Annotated in this window: 11 protein-coding genes; 8 read left to right on the top strand and 3 right to left on the bottom strand. The window is 72.7% G+C overall.

From position 1 onward, the window contains the following. Window positions 1–364 precede the first annotated feature (364 nt). Complete coding sequence (locus tag ACIRJR_RS28950; protein WP_403785995.1) at window positions 365–5,392, top strand: NAD-glutamate dehydrogenase; 5,028 nt, start codon at window positions 365–367, stop codon at window positions 5,390–5,392. Window positions 5,393–5,475: 83 nt separating this feature from the next. Here the strand turns inward: ACIRJR_RS28950 and ACIRJR_RS28955 are convergent, their stop codons facing one another. Next, window positions 5,476–6,276 (bottom strand): ABC transporter ATP-binding protein, encoded by an 801-nt coding sequence (locus ACIRJR_RS28955; protein WP_403785997.1) that lies wholly within the window; start codon window positions 6,274–6,276, stop codon window positions 5,476–5,478. After that, a complete protein-coding gene (locus tag ACIRJR_RS28960) occupies window positions 6,269–7,210 on the bottom strand; it encodes an ABC transporter permease (RefSeq protein ID WP_403785999.1) in 942 nt (313 codons plus the stop codon). Before ACIRJR_RS28960 ends, ACIRJR_RS28955 begins: the two co-directional genes overlap by 8 nt. Window positions 7,211–7,354: 144 nt before the next feature. Between ACIRJR_RS28960 and ACIRJR_RS28965 the strand changes: the two genes are divergently transcribed. After that, entirely contained in the window at window positions 7,355–7,960 is a 606-nt protein-coding gene (locus tag ACIRJR_RS28965) for a TetR/AcrR family transcriptional regulator (protein WP_403786001.1), read from the top strand. On the opposite strand, the gene ACIRJR_RS28970 is transcribed toward ACIRJR_RS28965, so the two are convergent. After that, a complete protein-coding gene (locus ACIRJR_RS28970; protein WP_403786003.1) occupies window positions 7,950–11,342 on the bottom strand; it encodes a CDP-glycerol glycerophosphotransferase family protein in 3,393 nt (1,130 codons plus the stop codon). The two genes, ACIRJR_RS28965 and ACIRJR_RS28970, sit on opposite strands and share 11 nt — an antisense overlap. Before the next feature lie 100 nt (window positions 11,343–11,442). Here ACIRJR_RS28970 and ACIRJR_RS28975 point away from each other — a divergent pair, with 100 nt between their 5' ends. The 6 genes from ACIRJR_RS28975 (at window position 11,443) to ACIRJR_RS29000 (ending at window position 22,716) form a co-directional block, all read left to right on the top strand. Next, window positions 11,443–13,452 carry a CDP-glycerol glycerophosphotransferase family protein gene (locus ACIRJR_RS28975; protein ID WP_403786005.1) on the top strand — a complete coding sequence of 670 codons (2,010 nt, stop codon included), beginning with the start codon at window positions 11,443–11,445 and terminating at the stop codon, window positions 13,450–13,452. Window positions 13,453–13,543: 91 nt separating this feature from the next. After that, complete coding sequence (locus ACIRJR_RS28980; RefSeq protein ID WP_403786007.1) at window positions 13,544–14,278, top strand: methyltransferase domain-containing protein; 735 nt, start codon at window positions 13,544–13,546, stop codon at window positions 14,276–14,278. An 11-nt stretch (window positions 14,279–14,289) separates the two neighbouring features. Next, on the top strand, window positions 14,290–15,153 hold the full coding sequence (locus ACIRJR_RS28985; RefSeq protein WP_403786009.1) for a TylF/MycF/NovP-related O-methyltransferase: 864 nt from the start codon (window positions 14,290–14,292) through the stop codon (window positions 15,151–15,153). Window positions 15,154–15,278: 125 nt separating this feature from the next. Beyond that, window positions 15,279–18,728 carry a CDP-glycerol glycerophosphotransferase family protein gene (locus ACIRJR_RS28990; protein WP_403786011.1) on the top strand — a complete coding sequence of 1,150 codons (3,450 nt, stop codon included), beginning with the start codon at window positions 15,279–15,281 and terminating at the stop codon, window positions 18,726–18,728. Continuing rightward, window positions 18,725–21,571 carry a CDP-glycerol glycerophosphotransferase family protein gene (locus ACIRJR_RS28995; protein ID WP_403786013.1) on the top strand — a complete coding sequence of 949 codons (2,847 nt, stop codon included), beginning with the start codon at window positions 18,725–18,727 and terminating at the stop codon, window positions 21,569–21,571. The genes ACIRJR_RS28990 and ACIRJR_RS28995 overlap by 4 nt, the downstream gene beginning before the upstream one ends. Next, a complete protein-coding gene (locus tag ACIRJR_RS29000) occupies window positions 21,568–22,716 on the top strand; it encodes a glycosyltransferase (protein WP_403786015.1) in 1,149 nt (382 codons plus the stop codon). Before ACIRJR_RS28995 ends, ACIRJR_RS29000 begins: the two co-directional genes overlap by 4 nt. The last annotated feature ends 53 nt before the right edge of the window (window positions 22,717–22,769 follow it).

Consider the following 22,769-nt stretch of genomic DNA (forward strand, 5'->3'; position numbering starts at 1 on the left):
CGTGCCTGGGCGTCCTTACGCGCGGGCGCGATCCCGTGCGATGTCCAGAGTGTCAAAGTTCGGGGGCTTCTTTTGTACATATGCGGCTCATGACGGTTGTGGGTGCAGGAGGGATAGCCTGGTGCGGTGATCAGCGCGATACGCCTCGGGGGCAGCGAAGCCCCCGGCCTGCGCCCGGAGTGCGACAGCACCCGGGCGATGCGTGATCTCCGCATCCCGGGCCGACTGCCGAAAATGGCCGATACGGTCCCGGGCATCTCCCCAGGCGGCATAGCGTCGACCCAGACCGGAAACCCCGCGTCGTGGCGTTACGTCGTCGTCTACACCTACGTCACGCAACGGCGCGCGACAGGAGCCAGAGGACATGCAGACCAAGCTGGACGAAGCCAAGGCCGAGCTGCTCGCACGGGCGGCCCGGGTAGCTGACAACAGTCCGGGCGGTGGTGTCGGCGGCCCGGGAGGCGGCCTCCGGGTACACCTTGCCGAAGGCACCGGAGCAGAGGACGGCACCGAGGCCGGCGGCGAAGAGCGGCCGGGCGGGGGCACCCTGCTCGCCTATCTCCAGCGCTACTACCTGCACACCGCTCCGGAGGACGTGAAGGACCGCGACCCGGTCGACGTCTTCGGGGCTGCCTCCTCCCACTACCGGCTGGCGGAGAACCGGCCGCAGGGCACCGCGAACGTCCGGGTGCACACCCCGACCGTGGAGGAGAACGGCTGGACGAGCAGCCACTCCGTCGTCGAGGTCGTCACCGACGACATGCCCTTCCTGGTCGATTCGGTCACGAACGAGCTGTCCCGGCAGGGCCGCGGCATCCATCTCGTGATCCACCCGCAGGTCATCGTCCGCCGTGACGTCGCCGGCAAGCTGATCGAGGTGTTCGGCGACGACCCGGCCAGGGGCGGCGGGAAGCGGTCCAAGGGCCGCAAGGAAGCCGTGGCCGAGCTGCCGCACGACGCGCTCGTCGAGTCGTGGATCCACGTCGAGATCGACCGGGAGACGGACCGCGCGGACCTGAAGCAGATCACCGCCGATCTGCTCCGTGTCCTGTCCGACGTCCGGGAGACCGTCGAGGACTGGGACAAGATGCGCGACGCCGCCCTGCGGATCGCCGACGACCTTCCCGCGGAGCCGCTCGACGAGCTGGCCGACGAGGAGGTCGGGGAGGCCCGTGAGCTGCTGCGCTGGCTCGCCGCCGACCACTTCACCTTCCTCGGCTACCGGGAGTACGAGCTCCGGGACTCCGACGCGCTGACGGCCGTCCCCGGCACCGGTCTCGGCATCCTGCGCTCCGACCCGAAGCACAGCGAGGACGAGGCGCACCCGGTGAGCCCCTCCTTCGACCGGCTGCCCGCGGATGCCCGGGCCAAGGCCAGGGAGCACAAGCTCCTCGTCCTGACGAAGGCGAACAGCAGGGCGACCGTGCACCGCCCCAGCTACCTGGACTACATCGGGGTGAAGAAGTTCGACGCCGAGGGCAATGTCGTCGGTGAGCGCCGCTTCCTCGGCCTGTTCTCCTCCGCCGCGTACACCGAGTCGGTGCGCCGGGTGCCCGTGGTGCGCCGCAAGGTCGCCGAGGTGCTGGAGGGCGCGGGCTTCACGCCCAACAGCCACGACGGCCGCGACCTGCTCCAGATCCTGGAGACGTACCCGCGCGACGAGCTCTTCCAGACGCCCGTCGACCAGCTGCGCTCGATCGTCACCTCGGTGCTGTACCTCCAGGAGCGCCGCCGGCTGCGGCTCTACCTGCGCCAGGACGAGTACGGGCGCTACTACTCCGCCCTCGTCTACCTGCCGCGCGACCGCTACACCACCGGCGTGAGGCTCCGCCTGATCGACATCCTCAAGGAGGAACTGGGCGGTACCAGCGTCGACTTCACGGCCTGGAACACCGAGTCGATCCTCTCCCGTCTCCACTTCGTCGTCAGGGTCCCGCCGGGCACCGAGCTGTCGCACCTCACCGACGCGGACGCGGACCGCATCGAGGCGCGCCTCGTCGAGGCCGCCCGCTCCTGGGCCGACGGCTTCCAGGAGGCGCTGAACGCCGAATGCGGCGAGGAGCGTGCCGCCGAGCTGCTGCGCCGTTACGGGCAGTCGTTCACCGAGGGCTACAAGGCCGACCACTCGCCGCGCGCCGCCGTGGCCGACCTGGTCCACCTCGAGGCGCTCAAGAGCGAGCGCAAGGACTTCGCGCTCAGCCTGTACGAGCCGGTCGGCGCCGCTCCCGACGAGCGTCGTTTCAAGATCTACCGGACCGGCGAGCAGGTCTCGCTCTCCGCGGTCCTTCCCGCACTCCAGCGTCTCGGGGTGGAGGTGGTCGACGAACGTCCGTACGAGCTGCGTTGCGCCGACCGCACGCACGCCTGGATCTACGACTTCGGACTGCGCCTGCCGAAGAGGGCCACCGGCAACGGGGACTACCTCGCCGACGACGCCAGGGACCGCTTCCAGGAGGCGTTCGCCGCCATCTGGACCGGCGAGGCGGAGAACGACGGCTTCAACTCCCTGGTCCTGGGCGCCGGACTCGACTGGCGTCAGGCGATGGTGCTGCGCGCGTACGCGAAGTACCTGCGCCAGGCGGGTTCGACCTTCAGCCAGGACTACATGGAGGACACCCTCCGCAACAACGTCCACACCACCCGGCTCCTGGTCTCCCTCTTCGAGGCCCGGATGTCCCCGACGCGTCAGAAGGCCGGCACGGAGCTGACGGACGGGCTGCTGGAGGAGCTGGACGGGGCTCTCGACCAGGTCGCCTCGCTGGACGAGGACCGGATCCTGCGGTCCTTCCTCACGGTCATCAAGGCCACGCTGCGGACCAACTACTTCCAGCTGGCCGACGACCACGAGCCGCACAACTACGTCTCGATGAAGTTCGACCCGCAGGCCATCCCGGACCTGCCCGCACCGCGGCCCGCGTACGAGATCTGGGTCTACTCGCCGCGCGTCGAGGGCGTCCACCTGCGCTTCGGCAAGGTCGCCCGCGGCGGTCTGCGCTGGTCGGACCGGCGGGAGGACTTCCGTACGGAGATCCTCGGCCTGGTCAAGGCGCAGATGGTCAAGAACACCGTGATCGTGCCGGTGGGCGCCAAGGGCGGCTTCGTCGCCAAGCAGCTGCCGGACCCGGCGGTGGACCGTGACGCCTGGCTCGCCGAGGGCATCGCCTGCTACAGGATCTTCATCTCGGCGCTGCTCGACATCACCGACAACATGGTGACCGGCGAGGTCGTGCACCCCGCCGAGGTCGTGCGCCACGACGAGGACGACACCTACCTCGTCGTCGCCGCCGACAAGGGGACCGCGAGCTTCTCCGACATCGCCAACGACGTCGCCGTGGCGTACGGCTTCTGGCTCGGCGACGCCTTCGCCTCCGGAGGCTCGGCCGGTTACGACCACAAGGGCATGGGCATCACCGCCCGCGGTGCCTGGGAGTCCGTGAAGCGGCACTTCCGCGAGCTGGGCCACGACACCCAGACCGAGGACTTCACCGTCGTCGGCGTCGGCGACATGTCCGGTGACGTGTTCGGCAACGGCATGCTGCTCTCCGAGCACATCCGGCTGGTCGCGGCCTTCGACCACCGGCACATCTTCATCGACCCGAACCCGGACGCCGCCACCTCGTACGCGGAGCGGCGCCGGCTCTTCGACCTGCCGCGCAGCTCCTGGGCGGACTACGACAAGGAGCTGCTGTCCGCGGGCGGTGGCATCCACCCGCGGTCGGCCAAGTCGATCCCGGTCAACGCGCACATCCGCGCGGCGCTCGGCATCGACTCCAAGGTCACCAAGATGACGCCCGCCGAGCTGATGCAGAACATCCTCAAGGCGTCGGTCGACCTCGTGTGGAACGGCGGCATCGGCACGTACATCAAGTCGACGGCCGAGTCGAACGGCGACGTCGGCGACAAGGCCAACGACTCGATCCGTGTCAACGGCGCGGACCTGCGGGCCCGTGTCGTGGGTGAGGGAGGCAACCTCGGCGCCACCCAGCTCGGCCGCATCGAGTTCGCCCGGGCCGGCGGCCGGATCAACACGGACGCGATCGACAACAGCGCCGGTGTGGACACCTCCGACCACGAGGTCAACATCAAGATCCTGCTCAACGGTCTGGTCCGAGAGGGCGACATGACCGTCAAGCAGCGCAACAAGGTGCTCGCGGAGATGACCGACGAGGTCGGAACGCTCGTGCTGCGCAACAACTACGCGCAGAACACCGCGCTCTCCAACGCCTGCGCCCAGGCGCCGTCACTCCTGCACGCACACCAGCGCTTCATGCGCAGGCTCGGCCGTGAGGGGCACCTGGACCGGGGGCTCGAGTTCCTGCCGAACGACCGCCAGATCCGCGAGCTGCTGAACCACGGCAAGGGGCTCAGCCAGCCGGAGCTGGCCGTGCTGCTCGCCTACACCAAGATCACGGCGGCCGAGGAGCTGATCTCCACCTGCCTGCCGGACGACGCGCATCTCCAGGGGCTGGTGCACGCCTACTTCCCGAAGCAGCTGAGCGAGAAGTTCCCCGAGGCGGTCGACGGGCACGCGCTGCGCCGCGAGATCATCACGACGGTGCTGGTCAACGACACGGTGAACACCGGCGGATCGACGTTCCTGCACCGGCTGCGCGAGGAGACCGGGGCGTCGCTGGAGGAGATCGTGCGGGCCCAGTTCGCCGCGCGTGAGATCTTCGGCCTCTCCGCCGTGTGGGACGCCGTGGAGGCGCTCGACAACACGGTGGCCGCCGATGTGCAGACCCGGATCCGGCTGCACTCGCGCCGGCTCGTCGAGCGCGGATCGCGCTGGCTCCTCGGCAACCGGCCCCAGCCGGTGGAGATCGCGGAGACCATCGGTTTCTTCCGCGACGGTGTCGAGCGCGTCTGGAACGAGCTGCCCAAGCTGCTCAGGGGCGCCGACATCGAGTGGTACCAGTCGATCCTCGACGAGCTCACCTCGGTGGGCGTCCCCGAGGAACTGGCGGTGCGGGTGGCCGGATTCTCCTCCGCCTTCCCGGCGCTGGACATCGTGGCGATCGCGGACCGGACGGGCAAGGACCCGCTGGCCGTCGCCGAGGTGTACTACGACCTCGCCGACCGGCTGGGGATCACACAGCTGATGGACCGGATCATCGAGCTGCCGCGGGCCGACCGCTGGCAGTCGATGGCCCGCGCCTCCATCCGCGAGGACCTGTACGCCGCGCACGCCGCGCTCACCTCGGACGTGCTGTCCGTCGGCAACGGGACGTCCTCGCCCGAGCAGCGGTTCAAGGCATGGGAGGAGAAGAACGCGGCGATCCTGGCGCGTTCGAGGGCCACCCTGGAGGAGATCCGCAGCTCCGAGTCCTTCGACCTGGCGAACCTGTCGGTGGCGATGAGGACCATGCGGACCCTGCTGCGTACGCACGCCTGATCCGGACCGGCCGGAACGGCCGGAACACGAAGCCGTCCGCGGGACGGGCCGAGAGGGCCCGTCCCGCGGACGGCTTCACCGCTTCACTTCTTGGGTTTCCCGGGCTTCGCGGGCCCGGTGAACTCCTCGTAGGCAGCCACGACCTCCTTGGCCGGGCCGTCCATCCGCAGGGTGCCCGCCTCGAGCCAGATCGCCCGGTCGCAGGTCTCGGTGATCGACCTGTTGCTGTGGCTGACGAGGAACACCGTGCCGGCCTCCTCGCGGAGTTCCATGATCCGGTCCTTGCTGCGCCGCTGGAACTTCGCGTCGCCGGTGGAGAGCGCCTCGTCGATCAGCAGGACGTCGTGGCTCTTGGCCGCCGCGATGGAGAAGCGCAGTCTGGCTCCCATGCCCGAGGAGTAGGTCCGCATGGGCAGGGTGATGAAGTCGCCCTTCTCGTTGATCCCGGAGAAGTCGACGATGTCCTGGTAGCGCTCGCGGATCTGCCGGCGGGTCATGCCCATGGCCAGACCGCCCAGCACGACGTTGCGCTCCCCGGTCAGATCGTTCATCAGGGCGGCGTTCACACCGAGCAGCGAGGGCTGCCCCTGGGTGTGGACCCGGCCCTGCGACGGGGGCAGCAGTCCCGCGATCGCCTTGAGGAGCGTCGACTTTCCGGAGCCGTTGGAGCCGATCAGGCCGATGGCCTCGCCCTTGTACGCGGCGAAGCTGACGCCCTTCACGGCGTGCACCTGGCGTGCGCCCCGGGGCTGCCGGCGCGAGACGATCCGGTTCAGGGCGGAGGTGGCGCTGCCCTTCCCGGTGCGCGCGCCGTTGACCGTGTAGGTGATGTGGACGTCGTCGACGACGACGGTGGGCACACGGGTGTCGAGGGTGTCAGCCACGTCCGTACCTCTCCTCGGCCTTCCAGAAGTAGACGAAACCGCCGATGCCGCAGACGAGGGCCCAGCCCGTGGCGATCGCCCACACGTGCGGGGGCAGTTGCGAGTCGGTGAAGCTGTCGATCAGGGCGAAGCGCATCAGGTCGATGTAGACCGCCGCCGGGTTGCACTCCAGGGCGAACAGGACGATCTGCGGGACCCGGTCGGTGGTGAGCAGGGTGTCGAGGCTCCACATGACGCCCGACGCGTACATCCAGGTGCGCAGGAGGAAGGGCGTCAGCTGGGCGATGTCGGGGGTCTTGGCCGCCAGCCGGGCCATGACCATCGAGATGCCGGTGTTGAAGAGCGCCTGCAGGGTGAGCGCGGGGACGGCCAGCAGCCAGGACGGCCGCGGGTACTGGCCGAAGGCGAGCAGGATCACGAAGAGCGCGCCCAGGGAGAACAGCAGCTGCTGGAGCTGCTGGATGGCCAGGGCGATCGGCAGGGAGGCGCGGGGGAAGTGCAGGGCCCTGACGAGTCCGGTGTTGCCGCTGATGGCACGGGTCCCGGCCGTGATCGAGCTGGCGGTGAAGGTCCAGATGAACACCCCGGTGACGAGGAAGGGCACGTAGTCGGGGACTCCGTGCTTGGTGTTCATCAGGACACCGAAGATGAAGTAGTAGACCGTCGCGTTGAGCAGCGGGGTCATGATCTGCCAGATCTGGCCGAGCTTCGCCTGGCTGTACTGCGCGGTCAGCTTGGCCGTGGCGAAGGCGGTGATGAAGTGCCGGCGCCCCCAGAGCTGCCGGACGTACGCGCCGAGTGACGGCCGGGCCCCGCTGACGGCCAGCCCGTGGCGGGCGGCGAGCGCGGCCAGCTCACCGGGTTCGTACACGGGGAGGTGTGCGGGGGGTGCGGTGTCCACCGGGGAAGGCGGGGCTGCTGTCTGGCTCACCACGGTCGCTTTCGACGAGGGGCGGGGGGATCACGGCGGAACGGTGTCCCGGCGGATGGGACGGCACCGTATCGTCGCAACGCTGACAGTAGGACGTTTGTGCGTCGCAACGCAACCGTTTCGTCGTTACGGTCTATCATTCGGGCCATGACCACCGAACGGCGAGCCGGGCGCCGCCCCCCGGCAGGTGCCGCGGTGCTGCGGGAGGACGTGACCGACGCGATCCGCGGCGCCGTCTTCGAGGAGCTGGCCGCCGTGGGATTCGCACGGATGTCGATCGAGGGCATCGCCCGGCGCGCGGGCGTGGGCAAGACGGCCGTCTACCGCCGCTGGAAGTCCAAGCTCCACCTCGTGCTGGACCTGGTCGCGGCCGTGGCCGCCCAGGGCATGCCGGCGCCCGCGACCGGTTCGCTGTACGGCGACGTGCGCGCCGTGCTGGAACTGGCCGCGTACGCCCTGCGTCACCCCGTCGCCTCGCAGGTGATCCCCGATCTGCTGGTGGAGGCCGCCCGCAACCCGGAGATCTCCGACGCCATCAAGGCCGCGCTGCTCGACCAGCAGCAGGGGGTGGCCGCCGTGGTCGTACGGGCGGCGGTGGAGCGGGGCGAGCTGCCGGAGGGCAGCGATCCCGACCGGGCGCTGGACCTCATCGTCGGGCCGCTGTACTGGCGCCTCGCCGTGGTCCGCGGCGGGCTGCCCAAGGGATATCTGGACGACCTCGCGGCGTCGGCCGTGCGGGCGCTCAAGGGCTGACGCGGCTCGGGGAGCCGGAGCCCTCGCGGAGGAGCCGGTCCACGACACGGCGGGCCGCACCGCCGTCGGCGGGGCCGCAGTGGTCCTGCCGGAAGCTCTCGTAGGCGTCCGCGTGGAGGTCCGCCGAAGCCGGTGTGGCCCGCAGGGCCCGGGCCACCTCCTGGGTGGTGACGAGCAGCGGCCCTGGGGCCCGGGTCTCGAAGTCCAGGCAGAAACCGCGCACGGTGTCCCGGTAGTGCTCCAGGTCGTAGGTGTGGAAGAGCATCGGGCGGCCGGTGTGCGCGAAGCCGAACGCGAGGCCCGAGTAGTCGGTGACCAGTACATCGGCGACCAGCAGGAGCTCGGTGGCGTCCGGGTGCGCGGACACGTCACGCAGGGCCGGGTGGGCCGGCACGCCGCCCGTCACCCGTGGATGCCGGCGGACCAGCACCGTGGTGCGGCCGTCCAGCGACCGCGCCAGCGAGGGCAGGTCGAGCGCCGGGTCCCAGCGGTACAGGGGGGAGGAGCCGCCGGGAGCACGCGTCGGCGGGTGCGCGAGGTGGTCGCGGTACGTCGGCGCGTACAGCACCACGCGATGGCCGTCCGGGACGCCCAGCGTCCGGCGCACCCGCCCGGCCGCCTCGTCCCTGCCGGGTGCGCACAGCAGGTCGTCGGCCGGACAGCCCGCTTCCAGCACCTCTCCGCCGTAGGCCAGGGCGCGGCGCAGGTGCGGGGTGGCGAAGGCGCTGGGGGAGACCAGCACCGACCACTGGGCGGAGCGGTGCGCCAGCGTGGCGAGGTGCTGGTGGTCGGCGTACAGGGTGCCGGTGAGGTCCAGGCCGAACCGGCCGAGCGGCGAGCCGTGCCAGGTCTGTACGACCGTCTGGTCCGGGCGGCGCTCGAACCAGGCGGGCAGCTGGCCGGCCGCGACGATCCGGCGGGCCCGCGCCAGCGTCTCGTACCAGGCGGTGCTGTGGGCCACGACGCCGGCGGCCGTGGCCGGGACACGGGCCGCGGCGCCCGCGGATCCGTCGGTGACCCAGAGGTGCTCGGCACCGGTGTGACGGCGCACGAGCTCGGCGTGCACGGCACGGGGGGATCCCTCCCCGGCGTAGAGCACGACGTCCCGCAGCGGCATCCGGCGCTGCGCCGGATAGTGCCCCGTCCGCAGACGGCCCTGGCGGTACGCGCTCCGCTCCGCGTCACCGAGCGGAGGCGCGCAGCGTACGGTCAGCCGGTCGCCGTGGCGGCGGTCGAGGCTGAAGCGGGCCCCCGTGTCGCTCACCGGCAGGAGGGCGGCGAGGGCCGCCCCCACGCGCACGGGGCGGCCGTCCAGCAGGACCTCCCAGTCGCCTTCACGGGGAGGCGGTGCCAGCACGGCGGCGAAGCGGGGGCCCTCCCGCTCCTCCGTGGGAACGGCCGCCGTCTCACCGAGGGTGCTGTGCCGCAGGACCAGGGAGCCGGTCCCGGTCCCCTCGACGCGCAGCCCGCCGTCCGGGGCGCGCCCGGCACGGTCCGCGAACGGCCCGCCGTCCGTCTCCACCACCAGGTGGCCCGCGGCGTCCGCGAACGCGGGCGGGGTGAGGTCCGGGGCGGCGGCCAGCGGGACGCGGACGCCGCCGGTCAGCAGGGAGACCTGCCACCGGCCCGCCGGCACCGGGGCGGCGGACCGGCGCGCGCCGGAGTCCGGGGCGGGCTCCGCCGAGAGGGCCGCGAGCGGGATCCGGGCGCCGAAGCCGTCCCCGCACCGCACCGGACAGACCTGCTCCGCCGCTCCCTCCCGGGTGAGGACCAGGGCCGTGGGCCGCGCGCTCCCGTACAGCCGGCCCGTCACCTCCAGGGCGCCCGCCTCGCGGGTGTGGCCGGTGGCCATGGCGGGCAGCCGGGTCACGGTCAGTTCCAGCCGGCCGTCCCGGTAGCCGAGCACCGCGCGCCGTCCTCCGCCCAGGTCGTGGACCAGGGGCTGAGCGGCGGCGGCCTCCACGGCGCGCAGCGCGGCCCGCCGTACGACGCCGTGTCCGGCCACCACCACGCCCACCTGCCAGGTGCCCGTCCCCAGCCGCCCCGGGTCGAGGACCAGGTCGAAGCCCGCGTGGTCGTAACGGTGCAGCTCCTGGCCCGAGTCGGCGGTGGCCCGGTCCGTCCGGAACGTCCGCACCGGCACGGCGCGCAGCCGTCTGCCGCCCGACTCCCGCACGAAGGCCGCCTTCAGGGAGTGCCGGGCGGACTCGGCCGGAAGATTGCGGATGTAGGCGTATCCGCGCAGCCTCAGCCTGCCGTCCTCGGCCCACGACGACTCCACGAGGCGGGCCACGGCGGGGAGATCACCCTTTCCGAGCCGCACGGGGACCCCTCCGCCGGCCACGAGGCCGGGGTGCGAGGCGCGCCGCCGGCCCGGTGGGCCCGACACGGTGAACGTGCCGCTCCCGTTGGCCCGTTCGAAGTCCAGGACCGCCAGCAGCTCGTCGGCCCTGCGCTCCCGCACCAGCCGCCAGCGGATGCGGGCCTCGGCCGGCAGCCCCGCCAGAGCCGCGTCGCCGGCCCGGTCGAGGAAGGCGCCCACGCCCTCCATGAAGGCCGAGCGGTAGGCGGGGCCGCCCATCGGCAGCCCTTCGAGGAAGTACACGAAGTCGTCGCGCAGGCACGAGATGTCGTAGCGCAGCCGCTGAGCGGCGCCGCGGTCCGCCAGGAACGCGCTGACCTGCTCGCACGCGGCGATCCGGTCCCGCACGCCCCGCACGTCCGTGCGCCGCCGGGTGATCGAGCCCTCCCGCACCCGCCAGTGGTAGACGTGCGCGTGCAGGACGTCCACCGACCCGGCGAGGTAGTGCGCCGGGATCATCACCGGGGTGTCCTCGTAGAGCCTGCCCACCGGGAAGGTGAAGGCGTGCCGGTCCCAGAAGGAGCGCCGGAAGACCTTGTTCCACGCGACGCGGTCGGCCAGCAGCCCGGGATCGCGCGTGATGTGGGTGCGGAGGCGGTCGGCGGTCAGCCAGCGGTACTGCCAGGCCTGCTGGGGTCCCTGCTCGCCCAGCCGCCACACGTTGCCCGTCACCAGGTCCGACCCCGTCGACTCCAGGGACGCCACCATCCGTTCGTACGCGTCGGGGACGAGGACGTCGTCGCTGTCGGCGAACGCCAGGTAAGGGACACCGGCCGTCGTGCGGGCGATCCCCGTGTTGCGGGCGGCGCTCAGCCCCGCGTTGGGCTGGTGGACACAGCGGAACCGCTCGTCCCGGGCCGCGAAGTCCTCGGCGATCCGGCGGCTCCCGTCCGTCGAACCGTCGTCGACGAGCACGACCTCGATGTCCCGCAGGGACTGACCGGCCAGCGAGGCGAGGCACTCCTCCAGGTAGTCCTCGACGTTGTGCACCGGGACGACGACGCTGAGGAGTGGCTTCATGCACGGCTCAACCCGGGTGGGCGCCCCGGGTCACGCCGCTGACCCGAACGGGTGAAGATCGCTGGGGCGGGCGGCGCGGTGCCCGATACGCTCGGCTGCCATGTTCCTGAGTGTCGTCGTGCCCGCCCACCGCGTTCAGGGGTACCTGAGGTCCGCCCTGGAGTCCGTGACCGAGCAGTCGCCGGGGGAGGGCGGGCCGGTGGACCTGGAGCTGATCGCCGTAGGCGCCCCCGGCGGCGGGCCGGTCCTCGCCATCGCCCGGGAGTGCGCCGCGCGAGACCCCCGGGTACGCGTGCTGGCCCTGGAGGGGCCCTGGGACGCCGGCGCGGCCCGCAACGCCGGCGCGGCGGCGGCGCGCGGGGCCTATCTGCTCTTCCTCGACGGGGACGACCTGCTCCTGCCGGGAGCGCTCGCGGACATCTCCGCACGGCTGGCCGAGGACCGGCCCGACGTGCTGCGCCTGGGCCACGACCAGGTCGACTGGTGGGGCGCGGTGCGGCCGGGCGACACGCTCCCGGCCGCCCGGAACCAGCTGTTCCGGCGTGCCTTCTGGGAGGCGCACGGGCTCCGCTTCACCGAGGGCCCGTACGGCGACGTCGTGCCCGTCCACCGTGCGGCCTTCCTCGCCGCCGACGCGGGCACCCTCGCCTCGCTCGACCGGATCCGCGTACGCCACCGGCTGCGCCGCACGGGTCCCTCCGTGACGCCGCCGGGCCGCGCGCACTTCGCCGTCGTCGGCGCGTACGAGCGGCTGGCGGCCGAGACCGGGGGAGATCCGCGGATCCCGGCCGCGCGCGCCGCCCACCTGGCGGCCGTGCTCGCCGATCCGGCCAAGGTCGCCCCGCGGGACCGTGCCGCGTTCTTCCGGGCGGCCGGGCTCCCCGGCCGGTACACCGCGCACCGCGCGCGCGAGGCCCTCCGCGCCGGGCGCACCCGGGCGCGCGGCGCCGCACGCGCGGGCCGGAAGTCGCTGCGCGCCCGCGTGATGGCGGCCGTCTACCGCGCCGACCTGCGCCGCCCGCTGGACCCCTGCCTCGCCGTCTACGGGGCGTACTGGAACAGGGGTGTCGCCTGCAACCCGGCCGCCGTCTACGCCAAGGCGCGTGAACTGGTCCCGCACATCCGCGGCGTATGGGTCGTCTCCTCCCGCCACCGCGACCGGATGCCGCCCGGTGTGCCGTACGTCATCGAGGGCTCCCGCGCCTACTGGCGGACCATGGCCACCGCGACGTACCTGGTCAACAACTCGAGCTTCCCCGGCGGCTTCACCAAGCGGCCCGGTCAGACCTACCTCCAGACCCACCACGGGACGCCGCTGAAGACGATGGGTCTGGACCAGCTCCCGTACCCCGCCCTCACCAACGGGGTCAGCTTCGAGCGGATCGTCACCCACACCGACCAGTGGGACTTCAGCCTCTCCGCCAACCCGCACAGCACCGAGACCTGGGACCGGGTCTACCCCTCCTCGTACGAGCAACTGCCCTACGGCTACCCGCGCAACGACGTGCTGTGCACCGCGACACCCGAGCTGACCCGCAGGATCCGTGCGGAGCTCGGCATCGCGCCCGGACCGACCGTGCTGCTCTACGCCCCCACCCACCGCGACTACCGCAAGGGCTTCGCCCCCCGCCTCGACCCGGAGCGCCTCACCCGTGACCTGGGGCCCGGCTGGGTGCTGCTGGTGCGCGCCCACTACTTCTACGGGGGTTCGGCCGGCACGGTCCCGGGGGGCCGGGTCGTCGACGTCACCGGACATCCCAGCGTCGAGGAACTCTGTCTGGCGTCCGACGCGTTGATCACCGACTACTCGTCCCTGATGTTCGACTACGCCTGTCTGGACCGGCCGGTCATCACCTATGCGCCCGACTGGGACGCCTACCGGGCCGCCCGCGGTACGTACGTCGACCTGCTGTCCGGCCGCCCCGGCGACACCCCGGGGGCCGTCGCCACCACGGAGGACGAACTGCTCGAGGTGCTGCGGAGCGGGGCCTGGAAGTCACCGGAGGCCGACGGGCTGCGCGCCGCGTTCCGGGACCGCTTCTGCCCCTGGGACGACGGGCGGGCGGCGGAGCGCGTGGTGCGCCGGGTCTTCCCGGTGCGCCCGGACTGAACCCCGGGGTCACTCGTACGGGGCGATTCCTCCGCACCTCGCCGTCGTTGTGCTCAACAGCGCGCGCACACCGCAACGTGGGGAGAAGCACATGCACCGGTCCGCCTACGAGCAGATGCGGCTCTGCGTCGAGGAGTACCTGCCCAAGGAGCGCAGGCACCGTGTGGTGGACCTCGGCTCGCGGATCTCCGGCAGGCAGACCCGCACCCACCGCGGCCTGCTGGCGGACCACGACATCGACTACGTCGGGGTCGACGTCCTCGACGGCCCCAACGTCGACGTGGTCATGACCCGGCCCTACCGGATCCCCGTGAGGTCCCGCAGCGCCGATGTGGTGCTGTCCGGCCAGGCGTTCGAGCACATCCCGTTCTTCTGGGTCTCGATGATGGAGATCGCCCGGGTGCTCAGGCCCGGTGGCCACGCCTTCATCACGGCGCCCTCGCGAGGCCACGTCCACGACGCGCAGGACTGCTGGCGCTACTACCCCGACGGCTTCCGGGCGTTGGCGGCCCACTCCCGCCTCGAACTCCGCGAGGCGTACACGGATTTCCCGCCCGCGAAGGGCATCCGGCACGACTACGGCTCCATCGACGCCGAGGCCGCCTACTGGGGCGACTCGGTGGGCGTCTTCCGCCGGCCGGGGCCCGACCGGCGGCCGGTCACCCGGCTGAAGAACACGCTGGCCGACCTCGCCGTGCGGGAGACCGCGGTGTGGTGGGCGAACCGGGCCGGCGGGGTGGACCGGGTTCCGCTGCCGCGCCCGCTGGACGGCAGGGAGCGGTGCGGGCGGCCGGGCAGCCGCCCCGCCCCATCAACTGCAGGTTGACGAAAGATGACATGAGCCGCAAAGCGTGCGTACTGTCCGGCCCCATGGCTTGGCGCAACGCCGTCAACGGCGTCCTTCAGCAACTCACCGGATACCAGCTCAGGCGCGCGACCCTGCCCGCTCCCCGCTCCGCCCCCGCGGAGCCTCCGGCGGTGAAGACGGCGGCGAAGACGGCGGCGAAGAGCGCCTCCGGCAAGCCGCAGTTCCCCGCGGACTACGACGACGAGGCCAAGGACATCATCCGCGCGGTCAAGCCGTACACGATGACCTCCCCGGAACGGCTCAACGCCTTCGTCCTCGCGACCCGGTACGTCGTCAAGCACGGCATCCCGGGCGACATCGTCGAGTGCGGTGTCTGGCGCGGCGGTTCCATGCAGGCCTGTGCGAAGACCCTGCTGTCGCTCGGCGAGACGGACCGGGGTCTCCACCTCTTCGACACCTACGAGGGGATGACCCCGCCCACCGCGGAGGACCTGCGGCGCGACGGCAGGCCGGCGCAGGAGCTGCTGGAGGCCCAGGGCAAGGACCGGCCCATCTGGGCCGTCGCCTCCCTGGAGGACGTGCGGGCCGGGTTCGAGCAGGTCCCGTACCCGGAGGACCGCATCCACTACGTGCGGGGCAAGGTCGAGGACACCGTCCCGGAGCAGGCGCCGGAGCAGATCGCCATCCTCCGGCTGGACACCGACTGGTACGCGTCGACCAAGCACGAGCTGGAGCACCTGTACGGGCGCCTGGTGAGCGGCGGGGTGCTGCTGATCGACGACTACGGCTACTGGCAGGGATCGCGCCAGGCCGTGGACGAGTTCCTCGAGGAGACCGGTGAGCGGCTCCTCCTGCTGCGCATGGACGAGGGCCGCATCGCCGTCAAACCCTGAGAGGCGCTGCCCGCCGAACACCACGCGGGCAGTGCCCTGTTGTGAGCCCCGTGCCTCCCCGGCACGGGGCTCGTTCCATACAGAGGAAGTCCGTTCATCCGTCCGGAAGGATCGTGCGCAGCGCCATGGCACCCCGTCTCACCGTCGTCGTCCCGCTCTACAACGTCGAGGAGTATCTCGGATCCTGCCTGGACTCGCTCGCCGGGCAGACCATGGCCGACCTGGAAGTCGTCATGATCGACGACGGTTCGACGGACGGCGGTGCCGCTGTGGCCGAGGAGTTCTGCCGGCAGGACCCGCGCTTCCGGCTGATCCGGCAGGAGAACGCGGGGCTCGGGGCGGCCCGCAACGCCGGCGCCGCACAGGCCCACCCGGACGCCGGGTTCCTCACGTTCGTCGACAGCGACGACGTCGTGCCGCCGGGCGCCTTCGCGAGGATGCTGGACGAACTGGACGCGTCGGGATCGGACTTCGCGACCGGCAACGTCCTCAGGCTCCGGGCGAACGGGGCGCTCGAACAGTCCCCCATGTTCCGCAAGCCGATGGAGAGGTCCCGCCGCGCCACCCACGTCACCCGGGACTGGATCCTGCTCGGCGACCGCATCGCCTGCAACAAGGTGTTCCGCAGGACCTTCTGGGACCGGCACGCCTTCGCCTTCCCGACCGGTGTCCTGTACGAGGACATCGCCGTGGTCCTGCCGGCCCACTTCCTCGCCCGGAGCGTCGACGTCGTGGAGGAGCCGGTCTACCACTGGCGGGACCGCGACGGATCGATCACCACCCGGCGCGCGGTGGCCCGGGGCATCCGCGACCGGGTCACGGCGGTCTCCGCCGTCAGCCGGTTCCTCGCGGACCGGGGCATGCCGGAGGCCAAGCGGCGCTATGACGCACACGCGCTCTCCGGCGACCTGTGGCTGTTCATCGAGGCGCTCCCCGACGGCGACGAGAGCTTCCACGAGGCGTTCCTCACCCACGCCAACGCCTTCGCCGACACGGTGGAACCCGCCGTCCTCGACGCCCTGCCCCTGCACCTGCGCGTCAAGTGGCGGCTCATCCGGGAGCGCAGGACGGCGGAGCTGCTCGCGCTCCTGGCCCACGAGGCCACCGACCGCGACACCTTCCACGTCCGGGGACTCCTGCGGCCCCGCGCCCAGTACCCCGGTGTCGGCACCCTCCCGCGCGGGGTCGCCGCACTGTCCGCCGAGGACCTCCCCGTGCACGCGCACCTCACCGATGCCGTGTGGCGGGACGGACTGCTGCACCTCAAGGGGTACGCGTACGTCCGCAACGCCCCCGGCGGATCCGCCGGCGCCGGGTGGCTGCGGTCCGGCCGCCGGCTGATCCCGCTCCGGCTGCGCAGGACGGTGACGGACGAGGCGGCGGCCGGATCGGGCCGCTCGCTGCACCGCTACGAACGGTCCGGCTTCGAGACCGTCGTCGACCCGCGCCGGCTCGTCACCCGGGCCACGGCGCGCGGCGCGCGGACCGTCTGGAAGCTGGAATCCGTCGTCCTCGGCGCGGGACGGGTCCGCCGGGGGCCTATGCGGCTGCTCGGCAACCCCGCGGCCCCCGCCGTGCGCTACACCGACGAGCGGACCCGGGTCGTCCCGCTGCTCTCCGGGAACAAACTGGAGCTGCGCGCCGAACGGATCGACGCCGTGCTCGCCGGCCACGGGCCCTCCGAGAGCGGGTCCGGGATCCGGATCGCGGTGCGGGTGCTCGGCGGCGACGCCCCCACGGCCCTGCGGATCCAGGAGTGGCGCACGAAGGAGACCCGGGAGTTCCCCCTGGCGGCCGAGGAGGGCACGGACGGCCGCACGGTCGTCGCCGAGGTGCCGCTGGTGACGTTCCGGGGCTCCGACGGCGACTGGGGGGTCCAACTCGTCTCCGGGACACGCCGGACGACGGTCGCGGCCCGCCCGGAGACCGACGTCGTGCGGTATCCGCTGCCGCACGGCCGTGAGGTCTGGGCGGCCGCCAACCCGTCCGGGGACCTGGTGCTCACCGACCGGGACGTGCGGCCCGTCGTCGGGCGCGTCACCTGGACGGACGACGCCGGGCCGGTCCTCGAAGGGACCTTCCCTGCCCTGCGGGACCGTCCGGTCGAGCTCGTCCTGAGGCACAGCGGCCACCAGGAGGAGAACACCTTCGCCGTGGAGCGCACGGACACCGGTTTCCGCACCGCGCTGACCCCCGGGGCCGTCGACGGGGCAGGAGGCGTGCTGCCGCTCGCCGAAGGCCGGTGGTACCTCTTCCTCAGGGAGCGGGGTGAGACGGATCCCGAGCGGTATCTGCCGCTGCGGGTGGTGCCCCAGCTGCACGCGGGACTGCCGGCCGGCCGTGAGTCGGGCGGACGCCGCTTCACCCTGGAGCGCCGCTTCCACGACCGGCTCTCCCTGCGGTCGGGCAGCGCCCTGGCGGTGGAGGACCGGGGGGCGTACGGGCAGCGACGACTGCGCGAGTCGTACATGCGCGTGCGCGGCGCGGAGCTGCGGGACGCGGTGCTGTACTCCAGCTTCGACGGGCGCCAGTACTCCGACTCGCCCCGCGCCGTCCACGAGGAGCTGGTCCGGCGCGGCACCGGCGCCGAGCACCTCTGGGTGGTGCGGGACCAGCAGGCCGCCGTGCCCGCCGGGGTCCGCGCGGTGGCCCTGCACAGCGCCGAGTGGCACGAGGCACTGGCCCGCAGCCGGTGGATCGTCACCAACACCCAGCTCCCCGAGTGGTTCGAGCGGGCCGAGGGCCAGTTCGTCGTCCAGACCTGGCACGGCACCCCGCTCAAGCGCATCGGCCGTGATCTGGCGGGCACGGCGTTCGCGGACGCCGCGTACATGGAATCCATGCCGCGGCGGGCCGCCCAGTGGAGCGTGCTCGTCTCCCCGAACAGCTTCTCCACGCCGATCCTGCGCCGCGCGTTCGGGCACACGGGCGAGGTGCTGGAGTGCGGCTACCCGCGCAACGACCTGCTGTACGCACCGGACCGGGCGAAGGTCGCCCGGTCCGTGCGGCAGTCGCTCGCCGTGCCCGAGGGCAGACGGATCGTCCTGTACGCCCCCACCTGGCGCGAGGACCGGCCCAAGCACGGCGGGCGGTACGGGCTCGATCTCCACCTGGACCTGGAGCAGGCGCGGAAGGCGCTCGGCGACGACCACGTCCTGCTGGTGCGCCGCCACTACCTGGTCGGCGGGAGCATCCCGGAGAGCGACTTCGTCCGCGACGTCTCGCGCCATCCCGACGTCGCCGAGCTGATGCTGATCAGCGACGTGCTGGTCACGGACTACTCGTCCCTGATGTTCGACTTCGCGCAGACAGGCCGGCCGATGCTCTTCCACACCTACGACCTGGAGCACTACCGCGACACCCTGCGCGGCTTCTGCTTCGACTTCGCGAACAGGGCGCCCGGCCCGCTGATCGCGGACTCGGCGGCCGTCGTCGAGGCGCTGCGCGACCCGGACGCCGCGACGGCGGGCCACCGCGAGGCGTACGCCCGCTTCCGTGAGTCCTTCTGCGACCTCGACGACGGGACGGCCTCGGCCCAGGTCGTGGACCGGATGCTGAAGGGGGCGCAGGCATGAGCACGCCCGACTTCAGCTGTGTGATCACCGCCGCGGAGGGCGGCGCGGACGCGCTGACGGCGTCCGTGGAGTCCGTGCTCGACCAGAGCCTGCGCGCCGTCGAGGCCCTCCTCGTCCTGCCCGCCGGCGCACCCGCCGCCCTGCGGACGGCGGCCGGGACGCTCGCCGGGCGCGCCCCGGAACGGGTCCGGGTGCTCGACCCCGGCACGGATTCGGTCGCCTCCCTGCGCAACGCCGGTCTGGACGCGGCCCGGGGCACGTACGTCCTCGTGCTCGACGTCGGCGAACGCCTCCAGCGCCACGCCTGCCGCAACCTCTGGGAGGCGGGCACCCGCACCCGCGCCGACCTGGTCGCCGGGCGCTGGAGCCGGCTCACCGGGGAGGGGGCGAAGGAACGGGAACCCTCCTGGCAGCAGACGCTGTTCACCCGCTCCCGCACGGTCGGGCGGTTCACCGAGGCGCCCGAACTCGCGGTGCACGACGCCCTGGTGACGGGGTTCTGCCTGCGACGGGCGGCGTTGGAGCGGCACGCGCTGCGCTACGACGAGGACCTCACCCACAGCGGGATCCTGTTCGGCGCCCTGGCGGCGGCGGTGGTGGGCCGGATCGCGCTCGTACGCCGCCGGATCGTCTCGGGGCGGGCCGTGCCCGACGCCGGCCGGGACCTCGCCGGGCTGGTGGAGGCGCACCGGCGGGTGTGCCACGTGCTGGTGGCCCAAGGGCTGGCGGAGCTGCGCGAGGAGCGGGACCGCGCCTTCCTGCGGGACCACCTCGTGCCGCTGGTGCGGAGCTTCCCGGAGCGGCCCGCCGCCGATCGCGCCCGGCTGGCGGAGACAGCGGCCCGGGTGCTGCCCGGCTCCGTCCCCGAAGCGGCTCTGCTCACGCTCCCGCCCGTCGAACGCGTCGCCGTCCGGCTGCTGGAGCGGGGGCACGCCGACGGAGTGCTCGGCGCGGCGTACGCGCTGCGCAGGAGGGGAGTCGTGGCGGCGCCCCTCGCGGTGGCGGACGACGGCCGGGTGTACTGGCAGGGAGGGCCCGACCCCGTCCTGGACGTGACCGAACTCGGCCACCAGTACCGGCCGTTCGGCGAACTGAAGCTGATGAACAGGCTCACCCGCTACGAGGCCGACGGCCACCGGGTGCTGCTGGCGGGCCGGCTCGTACTGCCCTCCCACACCGGGCCCGACCCGGACGGGCCGCTCACGGCCCACCTGGAGTTCCGCGTACGGGACGGCTCCCGCACCTTCCGGGCCCCGGTCGACTCGCTGCGACCCGACGCCACCGGCATCAGCTGGTCCACGCGCGCGGACCTCACCCGCCTCCTGCGCCCCCTCGGCGTCGGCGACACGGTGTGGGACGTGCGGATGGTGGTGGACGACGGGAGGACCCGCTCGGTGAGCGACCTCTTCGCGGCCCACGACCTCGTCGGCCCGGCGGACCGTTCGCCCGCCCTCCCCCGGCTGGGCAGGACGACCGGCGACACCTGGCAGCCCTACATCACGCTCCGGGACCACCTCGCGCTCCGGCTGGAGGCACGCGGGCGACCTGCCCGCACGGCCCGCCGGCTGGTCCACTACGCCACCCACTTCCGCCCCGCCCGGCAGGCCAGGCACCTGGCACGGGCCCTCGACAGGCGCCGGGACCGGCTGCACTCCAGGGGCTTCAAGGTCTCCGTCTACCGCTCCTGGCTCCTCCGTCTCCCCGTGCGCAAGGGGTCCGCGGTCTTCGAGAGCCACATGGGTACCTGCTACGGCGACAGCCCCCGGGCCGTCCACGAGGAGGTGCGCGCCCGCGGACTCCCGGTCCGCAGCGTCTGGTCGTACGCCGACTCCCCGGCCGGTTTCCCCGCCGACGCCCGGCTCGTGCGCCGCTGGTCCTGGCGCTACCTGTGGGCCCTGGCCCGGGCGGAGTACTGGGTGGACAACCAGGGGTTCCCGCTCCAGCTCGACAAGCCCTCCGGCACCACCTACCTGCAGACCTGGCACGGATCGGCGTACAAGCGCATGGGCTTCGACGAGACCCGGGTCCGCCTGCAGAACGCCCCGCAGCGCGAACGGCTCCAGCGGGCGGTGCACCGCTTCGACCACTTCCTCGTACGGTCCGGGCACGACGAGCGCACGCTGGCCCGCGCCTACCGGCTGCCGGAGAGGGTGCTGCTGCGCACCGGGTACCCCCGCAACGACGCCCTGCTCGCGGCGCGTGCCCGGGACGAGGCCGAGGGCCGCCTGCCCCGCCCGGCGCTCGCGGCCGAACTGGGCCTGCCCGACCACCGCAAGGTCGTCCTGTACGCCCCGACCTTCCGGGGCGGGCCGGGAAAGCGCAGGCGGCAGCGGCTCCTGCTGGACGCGGCGGCCTTCGCGGAACGCTTCGGCGACACGCACACACTGCTGGTGCGCGCGCACTACCTGGAGGCGGCGAGCCTGCCCGCCTGCCCGCCTGGGACCGTCGTGGACGTCTCACGCCACCACGACGTCAGCGAACTGCTGGCCCTGGCCGACGTCCTGGTCACCGACTACTCGTCGATCATGTTCGACTACGCCCTCCTGGACCGGCCGATCGTCCTGTTCGCCCCCGACCTCGACGCCTACGCCGCCGAGCGGGGCAGCTACTTCGACCTGCGGGAGAAGGCCCCGGGGCCCGTGGTGGCGACCGAGGAGGAGCTGTACTCGGTGCTGGACCGGCTGAAGGCCGCGGACACCGGATTCCAGGAGCGACGCGCCGCCTTCGCGGCCGAGTTCGGCGGGTACGACCGGGGGGACGCGGCCCGCTCGGTCGTCGACACCGTGTTCGCCCGCCACATCGTCCCGTCCCGCACGAAGCCCACCGGGGAGGCCGGCCGATGAGCCCGAGCCGTGACGTCTTCATCGTCTCCAACAGCACCGACGAACTGGGTGGTGTGACCGGCTGGATGCACCGGACCGCCCAGTTGTTCCAGGAGGCGGGCCACCGGGTGCACACCGTCGGCATCCACGCGGCCGAGCGGAAGATGGCCCTGCCCGACCCGGCCGGCTACCCGGTCACCGCCCTCTATCCGGCGCACCCCCCGACGCCCTGGGCGCCCAAGGGGCTCCGCGACCGCTTCCGGATCCCCGCGCGGCGTGCCGAGGCCGCTCGCGCGGCGCGGAAGCGGCGTGCCGTGGAGCAGCTCTCGGAGATCTTCCGGGGCGCCCGGCCCGGCGGGGTGGTGATCGTGAGCCAGGTCTGGGCGATGGAGTGGGTCGGCGAGGCGGACACCAGTGGTCTGCGGGTCGTCGGGATGAGCCACGAGTCCTACGACTACTCCCGGGCGAGCCACCGCTACCGCTGGATCAGGAACCACTACCCGTCGCTCGACCGCTGGCTCGTCCTCACGGAGGAGGACGCCGACAAGTGGGCGGGCGACGGGATGAACAACGTCGGCTTCATGCCCAACGCCCTGGCCGCCCTGCCGGAGGTGCCCTCGCCGCGCCGCGAGAAGTCGGTCGCGAGCATCGGCCGGCTCACCGACCAGAAGGGCGTCGACATGCTCCTGGACACCTGGGCGCTGGTGGCTCCGAAGCGCCCCGACTGGTGCCTGGACGTCTACGGCACGGGCGAGGACGAGGCGGATCTGAGGGCGCGGTGCACCGGCCTGGGACTCGACCCGTCGGTCCGGTGGCGGGGGCGCACGGACGACGTCCCCGGAGCGCTCGCCGCCTCCTCAGTCTTCGTCCAGTCCTCACGCGGCGAGGGCTTCCCGCTGGCGCTGCTGGAGGCGATGGCCAGCGGCGTGCCGTGTGCGGCGTTCGACTGTGCGCCGGGCGTACGGGAGATCGTGCGCGACGGCGAGGACGGACTGCTCGCTCCTGCCGGCGACATCGGCGCGCTCGCCGACCGGCTGCTCCGCCTCACCGGGAACCCCCGGCTGCGGGACGCGATGGGGGACCGGGCGCGGACCGGTGTCCAGCGGTTCTCCGAGGCGGAGGTCATGGGCCGCTGGGAAGAGCTGTTCGCGTTCCTGGAGCGCTGAAGTCCCCGGGGGCGCCCCGGGGCCCGCGCCGCCCCCCGGGCCTTAGGCGCTCT

It is taken from the genome of Streptomyces sp. NPDC102402 (assembly GCF_044765765.1).
GTDB lineage: Bacteria > Actinomycetota > Actinomycetes > Streptomycetales > Streptomycetaceae > Streptomyces.